The sequence below is a fragment of the Citrobacter sp. C13 genome (assembly GCF_014596815.2).
GTDB lineage: Bacteria > Pseudomonadota > Gammaproteobacteria > Enterobacterales > Enterobacteriaceae > Citrobacter > Citrobacter portucalensis.
On the sequence record NZ_CP115024.1, the window covers coordinates 1,542,527 to 1,565,991 of the forward strand.

Consider the following 23,465-nt stretch of genomic DNA (forward strand, 5'->3'; position numbering starts at 1 on the left):
AAAACGGGCCATAATCCAGTATCATTACAAGGTAATTTTCAGCGAGGAGTGAGTGATGAAACTGATGTTCGCATCGGACATTCATGGTTCGTTGCCAGCCACGGAACGCGTACTCGAACGGTTTGCTGCAAGCGGCGCGCAATGGCTGGTGATATTGGGTGATGTTTTAAACCACGGGCCGCGTAATGCGCTTCCAGAAGGCTATGCACCTGCGCAGGTTGCTGAACGGCTGAATGAACTGGCATCGCGAATTATTGCGGTGCGTGGTAATTGCGACAGCGAAGTGGATCAGATGCTCCTGCATTTTCCGATGACTGCGCCGTGGCAGCAAATTCTGACAGAAAACCAGCGACTCTTTTTGACGCACGGACACCTTTTTGGCCCGCAAAATATGCCGGCGCTCAATGCGGGCGATGTTCTGGTTTATGGGCATACTCATCTGCCGGTTGCTGAGCGGCGCGAGGATATCTATCATTTCAATCCCGGTTCGGTAAGCATCCCGAAAGGGGGCTTTGCGGCAAGTTACGGGATTCTGGATGATAATGTTCTCAGCGTAATGGCACTCAATGATCAAAGTGTTATTGCACAGGTCGAGATTAATCCGTAATTTACCCCACAAACATAAACGCGCCGTAAGAGCGCCAGAAAAAAGAAGGTTTCCTGATGGTGGAACAGCGTCGTTTGGCAAGTACTGAATGGGTGGATATTGTGAATGAAGACAACGAAGTCATTGCACAGTCCAGCCGGGAACAAATGCGGGCGCAACGCTTACGCCATCGTGCAACGTATATCGTTGTGCATGATGGTATGGGCAAAATTCTGGTTCAACGTCGCACTGAGACAAAAGATTTTTTGCCCGGCATGCTGGATGCCACCGCAGGCGGTGTGGTTCAGGCTGACGAGCAGATGCTGGAATCAGCGCGTCGTGAAGCAGAAGAGGAACTGGGGATTGCGGGCGTGCCGTTTGCCGAGCATGGTCAGTTTTACTTTGAAGACCAGAACTGTCGCGTATGGGGTGGGTTGTTTAGCTGCGTTTCCCACGGACCGTTTGCGCTTCAGGAAGATGAGGTCAGTGAAGTTTGCTGGTTGACGCCGGAAGAAATTACCGCGCGCTGCGACGAATTTACACCGGACTCCCTGAAAGCCCTGGCGCTGTGGATGACCCGCAACGCCAAGAATGAAGGGGCGAAAGCCGAAAAGCAGGAAGAAGCTGAGTAAACTCTTCATCCGGCCTACTGCGTCGAGAAATCGAGTAGGCCGGACGCACACTTTTTAATGGTAACCCATCATCTGCGCGCCAATCACCACCACGCTGGACATAATAAACAGCAGTCCCAACAGCGTAGCACCTACCTTCAGCCAGTTACGAAAATCCACCCGACAAACGCCTAACGTAGCCATCAGAGATGCTGACGTCGGATAGATAATATGACTGAATCCGTCGCCAAACTGGAAGGCCAGGACCGTGACCTGACGGTTTACGCCAACCAGATCGCCCAGCGGTGCCAGTAGCGGCATGGTTAACGCAGCCTGACCAGAGCCGGAAGTGACGAAGAAATTAAATACTGCCTGGAACAATAGCATAAACCACGCCGCGATGGCGTTATCCAGCCCGCTGATGCCATTGGCAATGCTGTGCAGCAGAGTGTTTAACACGCTGGCTTCACCCGCCTCTCCATTACCGACCAGCAGTAAAATGCCTTTGGCAAAACCAACCAGCAGGGCAGGGGCAATCATCATTCGTGCTCCCTCAGTGAATGAGGAGGCCATGATGTTGACCGTCATGCCGTTGAGCCGAAACACGACGCCGATAATGCCAATCACCAGGCCCATCGTGAAGAACTGGCTGGCGATCTCAGGAATAAACCACGCGTTGACGATAACGCCCCAGACAACCCAAATCATCACCGCGGTCAGCACCAGTAGCACTAACCAGTCGCCCAGCGTGAAGCGTCGTTCCACGACCTCGTCCTGCTGCTCGCGAAAGAAGCGGTCGGATTCATGTACCCGGGACAAAAGCGGATTCTTTTTGATACGCGCCGCATAGGCCAGCGTGAAGGTCAGCCCGATTAGTGTAGCGATCACCCAGACCGCGATGCGTAGCCCGGAACCAGAGAGCACCGGTACTCCCGCAATACCTTGCGCGACCACCACGCAAAATGGGTTCATCCATGAGCTGGCGAAACCAATCTGAGTCGCGATATAGGTAACCAGAACGGTGGTGATACTGTCGTAACCTAGCCGTACCATCAAAGGAGCGATGATAATGGCAAAGGCAACAGCCTCTTCCCCCATGCCAAACACCGCGCCGCCTAAGGAGAAGAGAATAAACAGCACTGGGATAAACAGGACCTCGTTGCCCCGCGTATGGCGAATGAGCGCCAGGATACCGTTATCAATGGTGCCGGTACGCATAACGATGCCGAATGCACCGCCAATGACCAGCATAAACATAATGATGCCGACAGCAGTGCCGAATTTCGAGCCGGAGGTTAATCCTTCAAACGGGAAATTCATCAGGCCTGGGCGTTCATCTCCGGTGGTGAATAACTGCACCCGGTGATACTGCTCTTCACCTGCGTCGTTGGTCAGAATACGAAAGGAATGGGGGTCAACCACCTTACGGGTTTTGGTTTGTCCATCAACCTGATACTGAACTTCCTGGCTATCGAACATCCCGACGGGAACAACCCATGTTGCCAGACTGGTTAAAATGGCGACGAAAAAAATAATCACCAGCGTGTCGGGCATCGCCCATTTTTTAGCTGGCTGTGATTCTGTTACTGCTGACATGAAAGACTATCCCTGTTGCAACGCAAAAGAGAGTAAGTATGCGAACAGAAGAATGGTTATTCATTGATGCAGCGCATTCAGGCAAATATTTCAGATTATGCCAAAGGGGAAACAGACATAAAAAAACCGGAAATATCAGCTATTTCCGGTTTGATAAGCAGATGTGTTGCCGGATAAGAGATCCGGCACACTCGGCAGATTACTGCTGCTGCTGGGAAGACTGGATCGCGGTCAGTGCGATGGTGTAGACGATATCGTCTACCAGCGCGCCACGAGACAGGTCGTTCACCGGCTTGCGCATACCCTGCAGCATCGGCCCGATGGAGATCAGGTCGGCAGAACGCTGTACCGCTTTGTAGGTGGTGTTACCGGTGTTCAGATCCGGGAAGATGAACACGGTAGCGCGACCTGCAACCGGAGAGTTCGGCGCTTTGGATTTCGCTACGTCAGCCATAACGGCGGCGTCGTACTGCAGCGGACCGTCGATCATCAGGTCAGGACGTTTTTCCTGCGCCAGACGGGTTGCTTCGCGAACTTTCTCTACGTCGCTACCTGCACCAGAAGTACCGGTGGAGTAGGAGAGCATCGCTACGCGCGGTTCGATACCAAAGGCAATTGCGGAATCAGCGGACTGAATCGCGATTTCTGCCAGCTGCTCTGCAGTCGGATCCGGGTTGATCGCGCAGTCGCCGTAAACGTAAACCTGATCCGGCAGCAGCATGAAGAACACGGAAGACACCAGGGAGCTACCCGGTGCAGTTTTGATCAGCTGCAGCGGCGGACGGATGGTGTTCGCGGTGGTGTGTACTGCACCAGAAACCAGACCGTCAACATCGTCCTGTTCCAGCATCAGGGTACCGAGAACCACGTTGTCTTCCAGCTGTTCGCGGGCAACGGTTTCGGTCATACCTTTGTTTTTACGCAGTTCGACCAGGCGAGCAACGTAGCTTTCGCGAACCACATCTGGATCAACGATTTCTACGCCAGCGCCCAGTTCAACGCCCTGAGAGGCTGCAACGCGGGTGATCTCATCCGGGTTACCCAGCAGTACGCAGGTTGCGATACCACGTTCAGCACAGATGGCTGCTGCTTTAACGGTACGCGGTTCGTCGCCTTCAGGCAGAACAACGCGTTTGCCCGCTTTGCGCGCCAGCTCGGTCAACTGGTAACGGAACGCTGGCGGAGACAGACGACGGCTGCGCTCAGAGGTCGCAGTCAGGGATTCAATCCAGTCAGCGTTGATGTAGTTAGCAACGTATTCCTGGACTTTCTCAATGCGCTCGTGATCGTCAACCGGAACTTCCAGGTTGAAGCTCTGCAGGCTCAGAGAGGTCTGCCAAGTGTTGGTGTTTACCATGAATACCGGCAGGCCGGTTTCAAATGCACGTTCGCACAGTTTAGTGATGCGCGCGTCCATTTCGTAGCCGCCAGTCAGCAGCAGGGCACCGATTTCCACGCCGTTCATGGCCGCCAGGCATGCTGCAACCAGCACGTCAGGACGATCTGCGGAAGTTACCAGCAGGGAGCCTGCGCGGAAGTGTTCCAGCATGTGCGGAATGCTGCGTGCGCAGAACGTCACAGACTTCACGCGACGGGTGTTGATATCGCCTTCGTTAACGATGGTGGCGTTCAGGTGACGCGCCATATCGATTGCACGAGTAGCGATCAGATCGAAGCTCCATGGCACCGCGCCCAGAACCGGCAGCGGGCTGGATTCTTGCAGTTTAGCCGGATCAACTTTGATCACTTTCGCTTTGGAAGAGTCGTCGAAAATCTCGGACAGATCCGGGCGAGTACGGCCCTGCTCATCAACCGGTGCGTTCAGTTTGTTAACGATTACGCCGGTGATGTTGGTGTTTTTCGCGCCGCCGAAGCTGCTGCGAGTCAGTTCAATACGCTCGTTCAGCTGTTCTGGGGTGTCGGTACCCTGAGACATAACGAAGACGATTTCCGCGTTCAGCGTTTTCGCGATTTCGTAGTTCAGGGACTGCGCGAACTGATGTTTACGGGTTGGGACCAGGCCTTCAACCAGTACAACTTCAGCGTCTTTGGTGTTCGCGTGGTAGTTCGCGATGATCTCTTCCATCAGCACATCTTTCTGATTGCTGGACAGCAGAGATTCAACGTGGCTCATCTTCAGCGGCTCAGCGGCTGGCAGAGAAGAGTTAGCGCGGACGATGCTGGTAGTCTGGTCTGGCGCATCGCCACCGGCACGCGGTTGAGCAATCGGCTTAAAGACGCTCAGACGAACGCCTTTGCGTTCCATTGCGCGGATCACGCCAAGGCTGACGCTGGTCAGGCCGACGCTGGTTCCGGTAGGGATCAGCATAATAATACGGGACACGGTTTATCCTCTTTCGTTACCGCCAATTTAGACGGGTTACAAAACAGCACCGCCAGCTAGGCTGGCGGTGTGAAATCAGGCAGTCAGGCGGCTCGCGTCTTGCGCGATAACCAGTTCTTCGTTGGTTGGGATAACCAGCGCAGGACGGGTACCTTCTTTGTTGATGAAACCAGATTTGCCGAAACGTGCGGCCAGGTTACGTTCGTGGTCAACTTCAAAGCCCAGAACGCCCAGTTTGCCCAGAGACAGTTCACGAACCATCGCTGCGTTTTCACCGATACCACCGGTGAAGACAACTGCATCCAGACGACCATCCATCAGCGCAGTGTAAGAACCGATGTATTTCGCCAGACGGTGGCAGTAAACGTCCATTGCACGTTTAGCGTCTTCTTTAGTAGCGTAGTTATCTTCAACATAACGGCAGTCGCTGGTGACTTCGGTCAGACCCAGCAGGCCGGACTCTTTGGTCAGCATTTTGTTGATTTGGTCAACGCTCATGCCCAGGGTATCGTGCAGGTGGAAGATGATCGCCGGGTCGATGTCACCGGAACGTGTACCCATCACCAGACCTTCCAGTGGGGTCAGACCCATGGAGGTATCAACACATTTACCGTTACGGATAGCAGATACAGAACCGCCGTTGCCCAAGTGGCAAGTGATGATGTTCAGCTCTTCAACCGGTTTGTTCAGTACTTTTGCCGCTTCCTGAGTGACGAAGAAGTGGCTGGTACCGTGTGCGCCGTAACGACGAACGCCGTGTTCTTTGTAGAGGCTGTACGGCAGAGCATAGAGGTAAGACTCTTCCGGCATAGTCTGATGGAACGCGGTGTCGAATACAGCCACGTTTTTGTCTTTCAGATTAGGGAAGGATTTCAGCGCTTCTGCGATACCGATCAGGTGAGCCGGGTTATGCAGCGGTGCGAAAGAGGCAGAATCTTTGATGCCCTGAATAACGGAATCATCGATAACCACAGAGCTGGTGTACTTCTCACCGCCGTGTACGATACGGTGACCAATAGCGGTCAATTGCGCAGACAATTCTGGTTTTTGTGCCAGAATAGTGTTAACGATAAAGTTCAGCGCTTCACTGTGAGCGGCGCCTGCACCTAAAGCCGCTTCTTGTTTACCGCCGTCCATTTTCCACTTGATTCGTGCTTCTGGGAGATGGAAACATTCGGCTAAACCAGAGAGGTATTCTTCACCGTTTACTGCATCGATGATGGCAAATTTCAGTGAGGAGCTACCGCAGTTCAGAACCAGTACTAACTTACTCGACATGGAAGTACCTATTTATGATACGTGGCTAAAAAAACGTCAGGGAGTCATAGAGCGTAGCGCATGATGACACCGACGTTTATGATTAACATCATGCGCCATAGTCTTTTTGGGCACGATGGAATAAATACCTTTGAGTCTATGTCATTTTGCGTATTTTTCAGGCAATGGCATAATGTATGCCAATTTGACGACTCAATGATTTTGGACTACAGGCCTTACAGGCCGGCACAGGATACCTGAATGTGGGTATCAAAGACAAAATGTTTTGAACGATGTCCCTTGTAGTTGTTGTTTTGCACAAATTTTTTAATTTTTATATGTGAAGTTGAGGTAACCGCCATGTCGACACCGGATAATCGCTCCGTCAATTTTTTTAGCTTGTTTCGCCGGGGGCAGCACTATGCAAAGACGTGGCCAATGGAAAAGCGCCTTGCGCCCGTGTTTGTTGAGAACCGCGTGATCCGCATGACGCGTTACGCGATCCGTTTTATGCCGCCTATCGCCGTCTTCACCTTATGTTGGCAAATTGCGTTAGGGGGGCAGTTGGGCCCGGCCGTGGCGACTGCGCTGTTTGCGCTTAGCCTGCCGATGCAGGGGATGTGGTGGCTGGGAAAACGTTCTGTAACGCCGCTGCCGCCTTCAATTCTCAATTGGTTCTACGAAGTTCGGGGTAAATTGCAAGAAGCCGGTCAGGCGCTCTCTCCGGTAGAAGGAAAGCCGGATTATCAGGCGCTGGCTGACACGCTTAAGCGCGCCTTCAAACAACTGGATAAAACTTTCCTTGATGATTTGTAATTGACCCCTGATTACGCATATAAAAGAAGGCACAAGATGCCTTCTTTTTTTTCATCGCAGTAGTAGTGATACAGGAGTCCCAAATGGAAATGACCAACGCTCAACGTCTGATTTTGTCGAATCAGTACAAAATGATGACTATGCTCGACCCAACTAACGCCGAGCGTTATCGTCGTTTGCAGACGATTATTGAACGCGGTTACGGCTTGCAGATGCGTGAGCTGGATCGTGAGTTTGGTGAGCTGACGGAAGAAACCTGTCGTACGATTATCGATATTATGGAGATGTATCACGCATTACATGTGTCCTGGACTAATCTTAAGGATGCACAGGCTATTGATGAGCGTCGCGTGACCTTCCTCGGTTTTGACGCTGCAACGGAAGCCCGTTTCCTCGGGTATGTTCGTTTTATGGTCAATGTGGAAGGTCGTTACACCCACTTTGATGCGGGTACGCATGGCTTCAACGCCCAGACCCCAATGTGGGAAAAATATCAGCGTATGCTGAATGTTTGGCACTCTTGCCCGCGTCAGTATCACCTGAGCGCGAATGAAATTAACCAAATCATTAATGCCTGAGGGGGCGAGCGTGCAGTGCAAAGGTTTTCTGTTTGATCTGGATGGAACGCTGGTCGATTCCTTACCCGCAGTAGAGCGTGCGTGGTGCAACTGGGCCGATCGCTTCGGCCTCGATCACGCCGAGGTACTCGGCTTTATTCATGGTAAGCAGGCCATTACCTCCCTGCGACACTTTATGGTGGGCAAGTCTGAGGCAGAGATCGCCGCGGAATTTACCCGTCTGGAGCAGATCGAAGCGACGGAAACTGCCGGGATCACCGCGCTGCCGGGGGCTGTTGATTTACTCAACCATCTCAATAAAGCGGGTATTCCATGGGCGATTGTGACCTCCGGCTCCATGCCGGTCGCACGGGCGCGCCATCGTGTTGCTGGGCTTCCTGCTCCTGAAGTGTTTGTCACCGCCGAGCGGGTAAAGAGAGGGAAACCAGAACCAGACGCGTATCTGTTAGGCGCTCAGCTTCTGGGCCTGGCACCGCAGGAATGTGCAGTGGTGGAAGATGCCCCCGCAGGGGTGCTCTCAGGACTGGCGGCTGGGTGCCATGTCATCGCGGTTAACGCGCCAGCGGATACGCCGCGTCTGGACGAAGTTGATTTTTCGCTGACCAGTCTGGAACATATTTCTGTGACCAAACAACCCAACGGAAATGTGGTCGTTATAAGAAATACCTGATCATGATTTAGCCCCAGATTGTTGGGGCTTTTTTATGGCAGAATCAGTCCATCCCTCTCATTTAACAAGGATATGTTGTGAACGGTGAATTGATATGGGTTCTCTCATTGCTGGCGATTGCCGTCGTCTTGTTTGCAACTGGCAGAGTGCGTATGGACGCGGTCGCTTTGCTGGTCATTATTGCCTTTGTTCTGAGCGGAACATTGAGCATCACAGAGGCTTTTTCCGGGTTCAGCGATCCTAACGTTATTTTGATAGCGGCTTTATTCATTATCGGCGACGGCCTGGTGCGTACCGGGGTGGCGACGGTAATGGGCGCCTGGCTGGTGAAGGTGGCTGGCAGCAGTGAAGTGAAAATGCTGGTGTTGCTGATGATAACCGTAGCCGGACTTGGTGCCTTCATGAGTTCGACCGGTGTGGTCGCCATCTTTATTCCGGTTGTCTTAAGCGTTTCCATGCGCATGCAAATCTCCCCCTCACGCCTGATGATGCCATTGAGCTTTGCCGGATTGATAAGCGGCATGATGACGCTGGTGGCAACGCCGCCGAACCTGGTCGTCAACAGTGAATTGTTACGTGAAGGACTTAACGGTTTTAGCTTTTTTAGCGTAACCCCACTGGGGCTGGTGGTGTTGGTACTCGGCATAATTTATATGCTGGTGATGCGTTTTATGCTGAAAGGCGAAGACTCCGGGCAGCCGGGAGACGGCTGGAAGCGCCGGACCTTTCGCGACCTGATTAAAGAATATCGCCTGACAGGACGTGCTCGTCGCCTGGCGATTCGCCCGGGTTCTCCCATGATTGGCCAACGTCTGGATGACCTGAAATTGCGTGAGCGCTACGGGGCAAACGTGATTGGTGTTGAACGCTGGCGGCGTTTTCGCCGCGTGATTGTTGATGTTAACGGGGTTTCTGAGTTCCGTGCCCGTGACGTATTGCTGATCGATATGTCAGCGGCCGACGTTGACCTGCGTGAATTTTGCAGCGAGCAACTGTTGGAGCCAATGGTGCTGCGTGGCGAATACTTCTCTGAGCAGGCGCTTGATGTGGGTATGGCCGAGATTTCATTGATCCCTGAATCGGAATTGATCGGCAAAACGGTACGGGAAATCGCCTTTCGCACACGTTATGGTCTGAATGTCGTCGGACTGAAGCGTGATGGTGCGGCGCTGGACGGGGCGGTCGTCAATGAGCCGCTGCTGATGGGCGATATTATTCTGGTGGTGGGTAACTGGAAACTCATCACTTTGTTGGGGCAAAAAGGGCGCGATTTCGTGGTGCTGAATATGCCCGTGGAAGTTAGTGAAGCCTCCCCGGCGCACAGCCAGGCGCCGCATGCGATTTTCTGTCTGGTGCTGATGGTCGCGTTAATGCTCACCGATGAAATTCCTAATACGGTTGCCGCGATTATCGCCTGTTTGCTGATGGGAAAATTCCGTTGCATTGATGCCGAAAGCGCCTATAAAGCCATTCACTGGCCAAGTATTATTTTGATTGTCGGAATGATGCCCTTTGCGCTGGCATTACAGAAAACGGGCGGTGTTGATCTGGTGGTTAAAGGGTTAATGGACGTTGGTGGAGGGTACGGCCCGTATATGATGCTGGGCTGCCTGTTCGTGCTGTGCGCGACCATTGGGTTATTTATCTCTAACACTGCGACGGCGGTACTGATGGCGCCGATTGCGCTGGCGGCAGCAAAGTCTATGGGCGTTTCGCCGTATCCTTTTGCGATGGTGATTGCGATGGCGGCTTCCGCAGCCTTTATGACGCCAGTTTCTTCACCGGTAAACACACTGGTGCTCGGGCCGGGTAACTACAGCTTTAGCGATTTCGTAAAAATTGGCGTGCCGTTTACCATCATTGTGATGGTGGTGTGCGTGGTGATGATCCCGATGCTGTTTCCGTTTTGATTTTTATGTGCCGGATGGCGGCTAACGCCTTATCCGGCCTACAAAGGTAACGTTGTCGCAAACTTACAATGGAGAATCCTGACTGATTTCATCTAATGAGAGGTGAAAACTCGGGACGAACACGTCCATAAAGTAGTCCATCTCTTCGCTTCGTCGTGATTCCAGCGTTTTTTCCAGACGTGTTTTCGCCAGCAGAAATTCGTTGTTACCGGCGGAGAGTTCTTCCAGGCACTTCAGATACGCGCACAGGGCATCGGCCTGTTTAACAATCGACCTCTCTTCTTCGCTTAAGGCATGTTCATCAATGAGTGGCGCAAAAATATCGCGCAGCTCATCAGGAACCATATCGACCAGTTTTTGTTGGGCAATTTTCTCTATCGCTTTATATTCCTGAGCAATCTGCGAGTTAAAATATTTCACTGGGGTAGGGAGATCGCCGGTTAACACCTCTGACGCATCGTGATACATCGCCAGCAGGGCAATACGCTCAGCATTAACCTGACCACCAAATTTACGGTTTTTAATTGCGGCCAGCGCATGGGCAACCATGGCAACCTGCAGACTGTGTTCGGACACGTTTTCGGTGCGCACGTTGCGCATCAGCGGCCAGCGGTTAATGAGTTTCAGACGGGAGAGGTGGGCAAAAAAGTGGCTCTGCTTCATAACGACCCTTACTCAGTGACTTCAGTAACGGTATTTTGCGCAGAGAGTGCTACCGGATGCAAACCCGGCAGCACTTTGCGTGGTTACAGCTGGCGATACCCTGACAGGAAACGCTCAAATTTACTCAGCGACATTTCGATATCGTCAATACGCGGTAGCGTGACGATGCGGAAATGATCCGGCCACGGCCAGTTGAATGCCGTCCCCTGGACCAGCAGTACTTTTTCCTGCAACAGGAAGTCGAGTACCATCTTCTGGTCGTCATGAATATTGAAGCGTTTAGCATCAATTTTCGGGAACATATACAGCGCACCGCGCGGTTTTACGCAAGAGACGCCGGGGATGTCATTAAGCAGTTCCCAGGCGCGGTTACGTTGCTCATACAGACGTCCGCCAGGCATGATGAATTCGCTGATGCTCTGATATCCACCCAGTGCGGTTTGAATGGCATGTTGTGCCGGAACGTTGGCACACAGGCGCATAGAAGCCAGCATCTCAAGGCCTTCGATATACCCTTTGGCATGTTTCTTCGGTCCGTTCAGTACCATCCAGCCCTGGCGGAAACCGGCAACACGATAGGTTTTTGACAGGCCGTTAAAGGTAATAGTCAGCAGGTCAGGGGCCATTGCCGCAATCGAGTGGTGCTCGGCGTCATCGTAAAGAATTTTGTCGTAAATCTCGTCCGCAAAGATGATGAGGTTGTTTTGGCGGGCAATCTCAACAATCTCCATCAGCAGCTCTTTAGAATACACCGCGCCAGTAGGGTTGTTTGGGTTGATGATGACGATCCCACGGGTACGCGGCGTAATTTTGGCGCGGATATCATCCAGGTCCGGGAACCAGTCTGACGATTCGTCACACAGGTAGTGCACGGCATTACCACCAGAGAGCGAAACCGCCGCCGTCCACAGTGGATAATCAGGTGCAGGAACCAGCATTTCGTCCCCACTGTTTAGCAATGCCTGCATGGCCTGCACAATCAATTCAGATACGCCGTTACCGATATAGATATCTTCCACGGTTACGTCGCGCATCCCACGGGCCTGGTAATGCTGCATGATTGCTTTGCGGGCTGAATAAAGGCCTTTGGAATCGCAATATCCTTGCGCAGTTGGCAAATTGCGGATCACATCCACCAAAATTTCATCTGGCGCTTCAAACCCGAAAGGCGCAGGGTTGCCGATGTTCAGTTTCAGAACTTTGTTGCCTTCTTCTTCCAGGCGCTTTGCTTCCTTCAGAACCGGGCCGCGAATGTCATAACAGACGTTTTCTAATTTGCTGGATTTTTCAATGGGGGACATGAACGTTGACCTTTTTAGCTGTGAATGCCACTCCCTGCCGTGGAAGTCAGCCCAGCACAATGTACTCCCACGACGGTGAGTTTTGAAGGGTCTTTAGTAGAAGATTTTGGAAAGCAGGAGGGTTATAATTCACTGTTAATAACTAAATAATATGATTTTTGTAGAGTAATAATCTGGGTTGTTGTGTTTTTTGTGGTTTATATTTTGCTTTGTTAGTGTGGGTATGGTGATTTGTCTGGCCTAAAAAAGTTAGGCCTGTAAAGAAAAAGGTAGCCGAGATCTCAGCTGAATGGCGTATTTCGAAAATACTGAGGTTTTGCCTGCGAAATCTGTTATCGGTCTGATCCCTGCGTGATGCGGTGTGAATCCATTGTTAAGTATAATTAATGAATTGAGAGATTCTTAATTAATTATTATTTATTATTTAAACGACATCAAATTGAGTGGGCTAATAATACGAAAACCGTTGCACTGACATAACACCAATTTGCCCGGAATTATTCGCGATAACACTTATAAATATAGTGGTTTTAGGTTAAGATAACTCCTATGAAATGGTGTGTAGTACGAATTTTACGATAATTCAAATGTTTGTTGGTTGTTCCTAACATACTGAAAAGTTAGTTTTTAATGTGTAAATTATTGTTCGTTAACTATTTTTTAAATTTACAAAATTTACATGTTTTCCATTAGTCAGAATCATCCAGCAGCTAAAAATACGGCTCTTTCTCGTTGCTATATTCCGATGGATATCACGGGTATTAAAATAGCTCAGAAAGAGAATTGTTTCGTTTGTTAAACCAAATACATCCTTATTTTCACTTGGTTACACTAAGCGAAACTGAAGGGAGGCACATTACAAATGGAGTTGTTTGATTCTGAATGCACAGCATTAACCCGGTATGACCCGCGAGTAAGTGAAAAACTATGATAAATGCAAATCGTCCGATAATTAACCTCGACCTCGATCTGCTGAGAACCTTTGTTGCTGTTGCCGACCTGAATACCTTCGCGGCTGCGGCAGCTGCGGTATGTCGAACTCAGTCTGCGGTAAGTCAGCAAATGCAGCGCCTTGAACAACTTGTGGGGAAAGAGTTGTTCGCGCGCCATGGACGCAACAAACTGCTGACCGAACATGGTATCCAGCTGTTGGGTTACGCCAGGAAAATACTGCGATTTAATGATGAGGCATGCTCATCATTGATGTTTAACAATCTTCAGGGGGTGTTAACTATCGGTGCTTCTGATGAATCCGCGGACACCATACTCCCATTTCTGCTGAACCGCATTAGTTCGGTTTATCCGAAACTTGCGCTTGATGTAAGAGTGAAACGCAATGCCTATATGGTGGAGATGCTTAAATCGCAAGAAGTAGATTTAGTGGTCACCACGAATCGCCCTGGCGATTTTGAATGCCTGAATTTGCGGACTTCACCGACGCACTGGTATTGCGCAGCCGAATATATCCTGCAAAAAGGTGAGCCGGTGCCTTTAGTTCTGCTGGACGATCCCAGCCCGTTTCGCGATATCGTGCTGGCGACGTTAAATGCCGCACAGATCCCGTGGCGTCTGGCCTATGTCGCTTCAACATTGCCTGCGGTCCGCGCGGCGGTAAAAGCAGGGCTTGGCGTTACTGCGCGTCCTGTAGAAATGATGAGCCCGGATTTACGCGTACTGGGTGCGGCGGACGGATTGCCACCTCTGCCTGATACCGAGTATCTGTTGTGCAGCGATCCGGCCACGCAAAATGAATTAGCTCAGGTTATCTTTAAGTCGATGCAGACCTATCAAAATCCTTGGCAATACAATCAGTTTACCCCTGAAGGGGGAGATGATTCGCTGATTGTTGAAGGCGACTTTGAGTAAAGCGTCACAAAAAAACGTTTTAAAATGTAAGTGTAAAAAAGAGCCACTGATGATGAAAAAACATCCAGCGGCTCTTTTTTTATGCAAATATTACTGCTTTCTGTTCATTCATATACTAAAACTTAACAAAATCAGCAGGTAAAAAAACTGACTGACAATAGGATGAAAAATAATCAGCTGAGTTGTTAAATGTTTCCATGTTAAAAAACTAGAGAAATTGTTGCTGTTTTTTATGGTGAATTAACAAAAGCGTGTCACAGATCAAGAAAATACTCCCATTTAGGGGGAGGCATCTGGGTGAATTCCTGTCAAAATAGACGTGTATTATCTTTTTTACTTCACTACGGACACGATTCAACAACATTAAAAATGACCGATGATGCAATCGAAATAGGTCTAAAGAGCACTTTATGTTAATGAGGTTGGAACAGTGTAAAATAATGTGAGGAAACTTTTGTTAAAGTTGACAAAAGGTTATAGAAAGGAGTAAAAAACCCCATCAATTAGCTGTATAAAATGATTTTTCACAGTGATTGTAAGGTTTTTTTTATTCCTCCCCATGAATCGATGTGGCGCTCATCTGCCGAAAAGAGCAGAGAATTTGGCGCTACTTTTGATGAGTAAGCAATGAGTATGTCAACATCCACTGAAATCATCGCTCATCACTGGGCATTCGCTATCTTTCTTATCGTTGCCATTGGCCTGTGCTGCCTGATGCTCGTCGGCGGCTGGTTTTTAGGGGGTCGCGCACGCGCGAGATCTAAAAACGTGCCGTTTGAATCAGGTATCGACTCGGTCGGCACCGCCCGCCTGCGCCTGTCTGCCAAGTTTTATCTGGTAGCCATGTTCTTCGTTATCTTCGACGTTGAAGCGCTGTATCTGTTCGCATGGTCAACTTCTATCCGTGAAAGCGGCTGGATTGGCTTTGTGGAAGCTGCAATTTTTATTTTTGTGTTACTGGCAGGTCTGGTTTATCTGGTGCGTATTGGCGCGCTGGACTGGACGCCCGCGCGTTCACGCCGCGAGCGTATGAACCCGGAAACGAACAGTATCGCTAATCGTCAACGCTAACCGCGAGGCATTAAGATGGATTATACGCTCACCCGCATAGATCCTAACGGTGAGAACGACCGTTACCCCCTGCAAAAACAGGAGATCGTAACCGACCCCCTGGAACAAGAAGTTAACAAAAACGTGTTCATGGGCAAACTGCATGACATGGTTAACTGGGGCCGTAAAAACTCAATTTGGCCATATAACTTTGGCCTTTCCTGCTGCTACGTTGAGATGGTGACCTCGTTTACCGCCGTGCACGATGTGGCCCGTTTTGGTGCGGAAGTACTGCGTGCATCGCCGCGTCAGGCTGACCTGATGGTCGTAGCCGGAACCTGCTTTACCAAAATGGCGCCAGTTATTCAGCGCCTCTACGATCAGATGCTGGAACCGAAATGGGTTATTTCCATGGGCGCATGCGCCAACTCCGGCGGTATGTACGACATCTATTCTGTGGTGCAGGGCGTTGATAAATTTATTCCGGTCGATGTGTACATCCCGGGATGTCCGCCGCGCCCAGAAGCGTATATGCAGGCTCTGATGCTGCTGCAAGATTCCATTGGCAAAGAACGCCGTCCGCTCTCCTGGGTGGTTGGCGATCAGGGCGTTTATCGCGCCAATATGCAGTCAGAACGCGAGCGTAAACGCGGCGAACGTATTGCTGTAACGAATCTTCGTACACCAGACGAGATTTAATTTGCGCCTGTCGGCAGCAGCACTTCCTTCGCTTATCACTACATAAATAGCGCGAAGCACTGCCGACCACCACGGACCATTTGCAATGGTGAACAATATGACCGACTTAACCGCGCAAGACGCTGTATGGCAAACACGGGATCACCTTGATGACCCGGTCATTGGCGAACTGCGCAACCGTTTTGGGCCGGATGCCTTTACCGTTCAGGCGACTCGCACCGGGGTACCCGTTGTTTGGGTCAAGCGTGAACAATTACTGGAAGTTGGCGATTTCTTAAAGAGACTGCCGAAACCTTACGTCATGCTGTTTGACTTACACGGCATGGACGAACGTCTGCGTACGCACCGCGAAGGGTTACCTGCCGCGGATTTTTCCGTTTTCTATCACCTGATTTCCATTGAACGCAATCGCGATATCATGCTCAAGGTGGCTTTGTCTGAAAACGATCTGCGCGTACCGACTTTCACCAAACTGTTCCCGAACGCCAACTGGTATGAGCGTGAAACCTGGGAAATGTTTGGCATCGATATCGAAGGTCACCCGCACCTGACGCGTCTGCTGATGCCGCATACCTGGGAAGGTCATCCGCTGCGTAAAGACTACCCGGCGCGTGCGACCGAATTCGATCCGTTTGAGCTGACTAAAGCCAAACAGGATCTGGAAATGGAAGCGCTGACCTTCAAACCAGAAGATTGGGGTATGAAGCGTAGTACCGAAAACGAGGACTTCATGTTCCTCAACCTCGGTCCTAACCACCCGTCTTCTCACGGCGCTTTCCGTATTGTGCTGCAGCTTGATGGCGAAGAAATCGTCGACTGCGTACCTGACATCGGCTACCACCACCGTGGCGCTGAAAAGATGGGTGAACGTCAGTCCTGGCACAGCTACATTCCGTACACCGACCGTATTGAGTACCTCGGCGGCTGCGTAAACGAAATGCCTTACGTACTGGCCGTTGAGAAGCTGGCTGGTATCACCACGCCGGATCGCGTCAACGTGATTCGCGTGATGTTGTCCGAACTGTTCCGTATCAACAGCCACCTGCTGTACATCTCCACGTTCATTCAGGACGTCGGCGCGATGACCCCGGTATTCTTCGCCTTTACCGACCGTCAGAAAATCTATGACGTGGTGGAAGCGATTACCGGTTTCCGTATGCACCCGGCCTGGTTCCGTATCGGCGGTGTGGCACACGATCTGCCGCGCGGTTGGGACAAGCTGCTGCGTGACTTCCTCGACTGGATGCCAAAACGTCTGGATTCTTACGAGAAAGCCGCACTGCGTAACACCATTCTGAAAGGCCGTTCGCAGGGCGTTGCCGCTTACGGTAAGAAAGAAGCGCTGGACTGGGGTTGTACCGGTGCTGCGCTGCGCGCGACCGGTATTGATTTCGACGTGCGTAAAGCGCGTCCGTACTCTGGCTACGAAAACTTTGACTTTGAAGTCCCGGTTGGCGGCGGTGTGTCCGACTGCTATACCCGCGTGATGCTGAAAGTTGAAGAGCTACGCCAGAGTCTGCGCATCCTTGAGCAGTGCCTCAATAACATGCCGGAAGGCCCGTTCAAAGCGGATCACCCGCTGACGACGCCGCCGCCGAAAGAGCGCACGCTGCAACATATCGAAACCCTTATCACCCACTTCCTGCAGGTTTCGTGGGGTCCGGTTATGCCGGCAAACGAGTCCTTCCAGATGGTGGAAGCGACTAAGGGTATCAACAGTTACTACCTGACCAGCGATGGCAGCACCATGAGTTACCGTACCCGTATCCGCACCCCGAGCTATGCGCACCTGCAGCAGATCCCGGTAGCGGTACGTGGCAGCCTGGTGTCCGACTTAATCGTCCATCTGGGTAGTATCGATTTTGTTATGTCAGATGTGGACCGCTAATTATGCACGAGAATCAACAACCACAAACCGAGGCTTTTGAGCTGAGTGCGGCTGAGCGTGAAGCGATTGAGCACGAAAAGCACCACTACGAAGACCCGCGTGCGGCGTCCATTGAAGCGCTGAAAATCGTTCAGAAACAGCGTGGCTGGGTGCCGGATGGGGCGATCTACGCGATCGCTGATGTGCTGGGTATTCCGGCAAGCGATGTAGAAGGTGTTGCCACGTTCTACAGCCAGATCTTCCGCCAGCCGGTAGGTCGCCACGTGATCCGCTATTGCGACAGCGTGGTGTGCCATATCAACGGCTACCAGGGGATTCAGGCCGCGCTTGAGAAAAAACTCAACATCAAGCCGGGGCAGACGACCTTTGATGGTCGCTTTACGCTGCTGCCGACCTGTTGCCTGGGGAACTGCGATAAAGGGCCAAACATGATGATCGATGAGGATACTCATGCTCACCTGACCCCGGAAGGCATTCCCGAACTACTGGAGCGGTATAAATGAAAGACATTATCCGTACTCCCGAAACCCATCCGCTGACCTGGCGTCTGCGTGATGACAAACAGCCGGTCTGGCTGGACGAATACCGTAGCAAAAACGGCTACGAAGGTGCGCGTAAGGCCCTGACCGGGCTGTCACCGGACGAAATCGTTAATCAGGTAAAAGACGCTGGCCTGAAAGGGCGCGGCGGCGCGGGCTTTTCCACCGGTCTGAAGTGGAGCCTGATGCCGAAAGACGAATCCATGAACATCCGTTACCTGCTGTGTAACGCCGATGAAATGGAGCCGGGCACCTATAAAGACCGTCTGCTGATGGAACAGCTGCCGCACCTGCTGGTGGAAGGCATGCTGATTTCCGCGTTTGCGCTGAAAGCGTACCGTGGTTACATCTTCCTGCGCGGTGAATATATCGAAGCAGCCGTGCATCTGCGTCGCGCGATCGCCGAAGCGACCGAAGCCGGTCTGCTTGGCAAAAACATCATGGGCACCGGTTTCGACTTCGAACTGTTTGTCCACACCGGGGCAGGGCGTTACATCTGCGGTGAAGAAACCGCGCTGATCAACTCCCTCGAAGGTCGCCGTGCTAACCCACGTTCCAAGCCGCCGTTCCCGGCAAGCTCTGGCGCATGGGGCAAACCGACCTGCGTAAACAACGTCGAAACCCTGTGTAACGTACCGGCTATCCTCGCGAACGGCGTGGAGTGGTACCAGAACATTTCGAAGAGCAAAGACGCGGGCACCAAGCTGATGGGCTTCTCTGGTCGCGTGAAGAATCCTGGCCTGTGGGAACTGCCTTTCGGTACTACCGCGCGTGAGATCCTCGAAGATTACGCGGGTGGCATGCGCGATGGACTGAAGTTCAAAGCCTGGCAGCCTGGCGGCGCAGGGACTGACTTCCTGACCGAAGCACACCTCGATCTGCCGATGGAATTCGAAAGCATTGGTAAAGCAGGTAGCCGTCTGGGCACCGCGCTGGCCATGGCTGTCGATCACGAGATTGGCATGGTTCCTTTGGTGCGTAACCTCGAAGAGTTCTTTGCCCGCGAGTCTTGCGGCTGGTGTACGCCGTGCCGTGACGGTCTGCCGTGGAGTGTAAAAATTCTGCGCGCGCTGGAGCGTGGCGAAGGCCAGCCTGGGGATATCGAGACACTTGAGCAACTGTGTCGTTTCCTCGGCCCGGGTAAAACCTTCTGTGCACACGCACCGGGTGCAGTGGAACCGCTGCAGAGCGCCATTAAATATTTCCGCGAAGAATTCGAAGCTGGCATCAAGCAGACCTTCAGCAATACCCATGCGATTGGTGGTATTCAGCCGAACCTGCTGAAAGAGCGCTGGTGATCACAGGGTTAGCCCTGCGTCGCGATAAGAAATTCGATTAACGCTTGGTCACTGACCGAGCCAACTGGAAGCATGCTGACTATGGCTACGATTCATGTAGACGGCAAAGAATATGAGGTCAACGGAGCGGACAACCTGCTGGAAGCTTGTCTGTCTCTCGGCCTTGATATTCCGTACTTTTGCTGGCACCCGGCGCTGGGAAGCGTCGGTGCTTGCCGCCAGTGTGCGGTGAAGCAATATCAAAACGCGGAAGACACGCGTGGTCGCCTGGTGATGTCTTGTATGACACCGGCCACCGAAGGCACCTTTATTTCTATTGATGACGAAGAAGCGAAACAGTTCCGCGAAAGCGTCGTGGAGTGGTTGATGACTAACCACCCGCACGACTGTCCGGTCTGTGAAGAGGGCGGTAACTGCCACCTGCAGGATATGACCGTCATGACCGGTCACAGCTTCCGTCGCTACCGCTTCACGAAGCGTACTCACCGTAACCAGGACCTGGGGCCGTTCATCTCTCACGAAATGAACCGCTGCATCGCCTGCTATCGCTGCGTACGTTACTACAAAGATTACGCCGATGGCGCGGATCTGGGCGTCTATGGCGCACATGACAACGTCTACTTCGGTCGCCCGGAAGACGGTACGCTCGAAAGCGAGTTCTCTGGTAACCTGGTAGAAATTTGCCCGACCGGCGTCTTCACTGATAAAACGCACTCCGAGCGTTATAACCGTAAATGGGACATGCAGTTTGCGCCGAGCATCTGCCAGCAGTGTTCCATCGGCTGTAACACCAGCCCGGGTGAACGCTACGGTGAACTGCGTCGTATCGAAAACCGTTATAACGGTACCGTTAACCACTACTTCCTCTGCGACCGTGGTCGTTTTGGCTATGGTTACGTGAACCTGAAAGACCGTCCACGTCAGCCGGTACAACGTCGTGGCGATGACCTGATCACGCTGAACGCCGAGCAGGCGATGCAGGGCGCGGCAGATATTCTGCGTCAGTCGAAGAAAGTAATTGGTATCGGCTCCCCGCGCGCCAGCGTTGAAAGTAACTTCGCGCTGCGTGAACTGGTGGGTGCGGATAACTTCTATACCGGTATCGCCCAGGGCGAGCAGGAACGTCTGCAACTGGCACTGAGCGTGCTGCGTGACGGCGGGATTCATACTCCGGCACTGCGCGAAATCGAATCTTATGATGCGGTTCTGGTGCTGGGCGAAGATGTCACCCAGACCGGCGCACGCGTTGCGCTGGCAGTGCGTCAGGCGGTGAAAGGTAAAGCGCGTGAAATGGCGGCGGCACAGAAAGTGGCTGACTGGCAGATCGCAGCAATCCTTAACATCGGCCAGCGTGCTAAGCACCCGCTGTTCGTTACCAACGTCGATAACACCCGTCTGGATGACATCGCCGCCTGGACCTATCGTGCACCGGTTGAAGATCAGGCGCGTTTAGGTTTCGCTATCGCTCATGCGCTGGATAACAACGCTCCGGCGGTTGACGGTATCGACCGTGACCTGCAGAACAAAATTGACGTTATCGTTCAGGCACTGGCCGGGGCGAAGAAACCACTGATTATTTCCGGCACCAACGCTGGTAGCGCCGAAGTGATTCAGGCGGCTGCCAACGTGGCGAAGGCGCTGAAAGGCCGTGGCGCAGACGTTGGCATCACCATGATTGCTCGCTCTGTTAACAGCATGGGCCTGGGTATGATTGGCGGTGGTTCCCTTGACGATGCGCTGACCGAGCTGGAAACAGGTCGTGCTGACGCCGTTGTGGTGCTGGAGAATGACCTGCATCGCCATGCTTCAGCAACGCGTGTGAACGCTGCGCTGGCGAAAGCACCGCTGGTACTGGTCATTGACCATCAGCGTACGGCAATTATGGAAAACGCTCATCTGGTGCTTTCCGCCGCAAGCTTCGCCGAAAGCGATGGTACGGTGATTAACAACGAAGGCCGCGCCCAGCGTTTCTTCCAGGTTTATGATCCGTCCTACTACGACAGCAACACTATCATGCTGGAAAGCTGGCGCTGGCTGCATTCGCTGCACAGCACCGTGCAGAGCCGTGAAGTGGACTGGACGCAGCTCGACCACGTTATCAATGCGGTCGTTGAGAAGCTGCCGCAACTGGCGGGTATCAAAGATGCCGCGCCGGACGCAACCTTCCGTATCCGTGGACAGAAACTGGCACGTGAACCGCACCGCTACAGTGGTCGTACCGCAATGCGCGCCAACATCAGCGTACACGAACCGCGCCAGCCGCAGGACAAAGACACCATGTTCGCCTTCTCTATGGAAGGGAACAACCAACCGTCTGCGCCGCGTTCACAAATTCCGTTTGCCTGGGCTCCAGGCTGGAACTCCCCACAGGCGTGGAACAAGTTCCAGGATGAAGTGGGCGGAAAACTGCGTCATGGCGATCCGGGCGTGCGCCTGATCGAAGCTTCTGCGAATGGTATGGATTACTTCACTACCGTTCCGGCGAGCTTCCAGGCTCAGGATGGTCAGTGGCGTATCGCGCCGTACTACCATCTGTTTGGCAGCGACGAAATGTCCCAGCGTGCGCCGGTCTTCCAGACCCGTATGCCGCAGCCGTACATCAAACTCAACCCGGCTGATGCCGCGAAGTTGGGGGTTAATGCCGGTACGCGCGTTTCTTTCAGCTACGATGGCAACACGGTTACGCTACCGGTTGAAATCGCTGAAGGATTAACGGCAGGGCAGGTTGGTTTGCCGATGGGTATGCCTGGCATCGCGCCGGTTCTGGCAGGTGCGCGTCTTGAGGATCTGCAGGAGGCACAACAATGAGTTGGATTACACCCGATCTGATTGAGATCCTGCTGAGCATTCTCAAAGCGGTCGTGATCCTGCTGGTGGTGGTCACCTGCGGGGCATTCATGAGCTTTGGCGAACGTCGTCTGCTGGGTCTGTTCCAGAACCGTTACGGACCGAACCGTGTTGGCTGGGGCGGTTCGCTCCAGCTGGTTGCGGACATGATCAAGATGTTCTTTAAAGAAGACTGGATCCCGAAATTCTCGGATCGCGTCATCTTTACTTTGGCACCGATGATCGCCTTCACCTCGCTGCTGCTGGCTTTCGCCATCGTGCCGGTGAGCCCGAACTGGGTGGTTGCCGACCTGAATATCGGGATCCTGTTCTTCCTGATGATGGCGGGCCTCGCGGTATACGCGGTGCTGTTCGCCGGCTGGTCCAGTAACAACAAATACTCCCTGCTCGGTGCGATGCGTGCGTCTGCGCAGACGCTGAGCTACGAAGTGTTCCTCGGACTTTCCCTGATGGGCGTGGTGGCGCAGGCCGGTTCATTTAACATGACCGACATCGTTAACAACCAGGCTGATATCTGGAACGTTATTCCGCAGTTCTTTGGTTTTGTCACCTTTGCCATCGCGGGCGTGGCGGTGTGTCACCGTCACCCGTTTGACCAGCCAGAAGCCGAGCAGGAACTGGCCGACGGTTACCACATTGAATATTCCGGTATGAAATTCGGTCTGTTCTTCGTGGGTGAGTACATCGGTATTGTCACCATTTCTGCACTAATGGTTACCCTGTTCTTCGGTGGCTGGCATGGCCCGTTCTTACCGCCATTCGTCTGGTTCGCGCTGAAAACCGCGTTCTTCATGATGATGTTCATTTTGATTCGTGCGTCGTTACCGCGTCCTCGTTATGACCAGGTAATGTCCTTCGGCTGGAAAGTCTGTCTGCCGCTGACGCTCGTCAACTTGCTGGTAACGGCGGCTGTCATTCTCTGGCAGGCGCAATAAGGGACACAAAG

19 protein-coding genes are annotated in these 23,465 nt (G+C 52.5%); 14 read left to right on the top strand and 5 right to left on the bottom strand.

The features are described 5' to 3' along the window. Positions 1 to 55 precede the first annotated feature (55 nt). Both yfcE and yfcD read left to right on the top strand, forming a co-directional pair. Complete coding sequence (gene yfcE, locus IB222_RS07275; RefSeq protein WP_003834777.1) at positions 56 to 607, top strand: phosphodiesterase; 552 nt, start codon at positions 56 to 58, stop codon at positions 605 to 607. A 56-nt stretch (positions 608 to 663) separates the two neighbouring features. Further along, on the top strand, positions 664 to 1,218 hold the full coding sequence (gene yfcD, locus IB222_RS07280; protein WP_003834775.1) for an NUDIX hydrolase YfcD: 555 nt from the start codon (positions 664 to 666) through the stop codon (positions 1,216 to 1,218). Between the two features lie 54 nt (positions 1,219 to 1,272). Here yfcD and yfcC read toward each other — a convergent pair whose 3' ends face one another. The 3 genes from yfcC to ackA form a co-directional block, all read right to left on the bottom strand. Continuing rightward, entirely contained in the window at positions 1,273 to 2,793 is a 1,521-nt protein-coding gene (gene yfcC / locus IB222_RS07285; RefSeq protein ID WP_003834773.1) for a putative basic amino acid antiporter YfcC, read from the bottom strand. Between the two features lie 199 nt (positions 2,794 to 2,992). After that, positions 2,993 to 5,137, bottom strand: coding sequence for a phosphate acetyltransferase (gene pta, locus IB222_RS07290; RefSeq protein ID WP_008785351.1), 2,145 nt, complete (start codon positions 5,135 to 5,137; stop codon positions 2,993 to 2,995). 75 nt (positions 5,138 to 5,212) lie between these two features. Further along, the gene (ackA, locus tag IB222_RS07295; RefSeq protein WP_003834770.1) at positions 5,213 to 6,415 is read right to left on the bottom strand and encodes an acetate kinase; all 1,203 of its coding nucleotides are present in this window, start codon (positions 6,413 to 6,415) and stop codon (positions 5,213 to 5,215) included. 339 nt (positions 6,416 to 6,754) lie between these two features. On the opposite strand from ackA, the gene yfbV reads away from it, so the two are divergent. The 4 genes from yfbV (at position 6,755) to IB222_RS07315 (ending at position 10,368) form a co-directional block, all read left to right on the top strand. Further along, positions 6,755 to 7,210, top strand: a complete 456-nt coding sequence (gene yfbV, locus IB222_RS07300) for a terminus macrodomain insulation protein YfbV (RefSeq protein ID WP_003028087.1) — start codon at positions 6,755 to 6,757, stop codon at positions 7,208 to 7,210. Positions 7,211 to 7,293: 83 nt separating this feature from the next. Beyond that, the gene (locus IB222_RS07305) at positions 7,294 to 7,788 is read left to right on the top strand and encodes a YfbU family protein (protein WP_003028086.1); all 495 of its coding nucleotides are present in this window, start codon (positions 7,294 to 7,296) and stop codon (positions 7,786 to 7,788) included. After that, positions 7,781 to 8,458, top strand: a complete 678-nt coding sequence (locus IB222_RS07310) for a sugar phosphatase (protein WP_008785348.1) — start codon at positions 7,781 to 7,783, stop codon at positions 8,456 to 8,458. Before IB222_RS07305 ends, IB222_RS07310 begins: the two co-directional genes overlap by 8 nt. A gap of 77 nt (positions 8,459 to 8,535) precedes the next feature. Further along, the gene (locus IB222_RS07315; protein WP_126317642.1) at positions 8,536 to 10,368 is read left to right on the top strand and encodes an SLC13 family permease; all 1,833 of its coding nucleotides are present in this window, start codon (positions 8,536 to 8,538) and stop codon (positions 10,366 to 10,368) included. Positions 10,369 to 10,431: 63 nt separating this feature from the next. Here the strand turns inward: IB222_RS07315 and yfbR are convergent, their stop codons facing one another. Beyond that, complete coding sequence (gene yfbR / locus IB222_RS07320; RefSeq protein ID WP_003028083.1) at positions 10,432 to 11,031, bottom strand: 5'-deoxynucleotidase; 600 nt, start codon at positions 11,029 to 11,031, stop codon at positions 10,432 to 10,434. 83 nt (positions 11,032 to 11,114) lie between these two features. Continuing rightward, the gene (alaA, locus tag IB222_RS07325) at positions 11,115 to 12,332 is read right to left on the bottom strand and encodes an alanine transaminase AlaA (protein ID WP_003028082.1); all 1,218 of its coding nucleotides are present in this window, start codon (positions 12,330 to 12,332) and stop codon (positions 11,115 to 11,117) included. A gap of 927 nt (positions 12,333 to 13,259) precedes the next feature. Between alaA and lrhA the strand changes: the two genes are divergently transcribed. The 8 genes from lrhA to nuoH all read left to right on the top strand — a co-directional run bounded on the left by lrhA (position 13,260) and on the right by nuoH (position 23,454). Continuing rightward, positions 13,260 to 14,198, top strand: a complete 939-nt coding sequence (gene lrhA, locus IB222_RS07330) for a transcriptional regulator LrhA (protein ID WP_003834760.1) — start codon at positions 13,260 to 13,262, stop codon at positions 14,196 to 14,198. A gap of 627 nt (positions 14,199 to 14,825) precedes the next feature. Continuing rightward, a complete protein-coding gene (gene nuoA / locus IB222_RS07335; RefSeq protein ID WP_003028077.1) occupies positions 14,826 to 15,269 on the top strand; it encodes an NADH-quinone oxidoreductase subunit NuoA in 444 nt (147 codons plus the stop codon). A gap of 15 nt (positions 15,270 to 15,284) precedes the next feature. Beyond that, entirely contained in the window at positions 15,285 to 15,947 is a 663-nt protein-coding gene (gene nuoB / locus IB222_RS07340; RefSeq protein ID WP_003028075.1) for an NADH-quinone oxidoreductase subunit NuoB, read from the top strand. An 85-nt stretch (positions 15,948 to 16,032) separates the two neighbouring features. Beyond that, positions 16,033 to 17,835: an NADH-quinone oxidoreductase subunit C/D gene (gene nuoC / locus IB222_RS07345; RefSeq protein ID WP_003834757.1), complete on the top strand. Its 1,803-nt coding sequence runs from the start codon at positions 16,033 to 16,035 to the stop codon at positions 17,833 to 17,835. A 2-nt stretch (positions 17,836 to 17,837) separates the two neighbouring features. After that, positions 17,838 to 18,338 (top strand): NADH-quinone oxidoreductase subunit NuoE, encoded by a 501-nt coding sequence (gene nuoE, locus IB222_RS07350; RefSeq protein ID WP_003028069.1) that lies wholly within the window; start codon positions 17,838 to 17,840, stop codon positions 18,336 to 18,338. Continuing rightward, positions 18,335 to 19,672, top strand: a complete 1,338-nt coding sequence (gene nuoF / locus IB222_RS07355; protein ID WP_003839356.1) for an NADH-quinone oxidoreductase subunit NuoF — start codon at positions 18,335 to 18,337, stop codon at positions 19,670 to 19,672. Before nuoE ends, nuoF begins: the two co-directional genes overlap by 4 nt. A gap of 81 nt (positions 19,673 to 19,753) precedes the next feature. Further along, on the top strand, positions 19,754 to 22,480 hold the full coding sequence (nuoG, locus tag IB222_RS07360) for an NADH-quinone oxidoreductase subunit NuoG (RefSeq protein ID WP_148361704.1): 2,727 nt from the start codon (positions 19,754 to 19,756) through the stop codon (positions 22,478 to 22,480). Further along, positions 22,477 to 23,454, top strand: a complete 978-nt coding sequence (gene nuoH, locus IB222_RS07365) for an NADH-quinone oxidoreductase subunit NuoH (protein ID WP_003028063.1) — start codon at positions 22,477 to 22,479, stop codon at positions 23,452 to 23,454. The genes nuoG and nuoH overlap by 4 nt, the downstream gene beginning before the upstream one ends. Positions 23,455 to 23,465 lie beyond the last annotated feature (11 nt).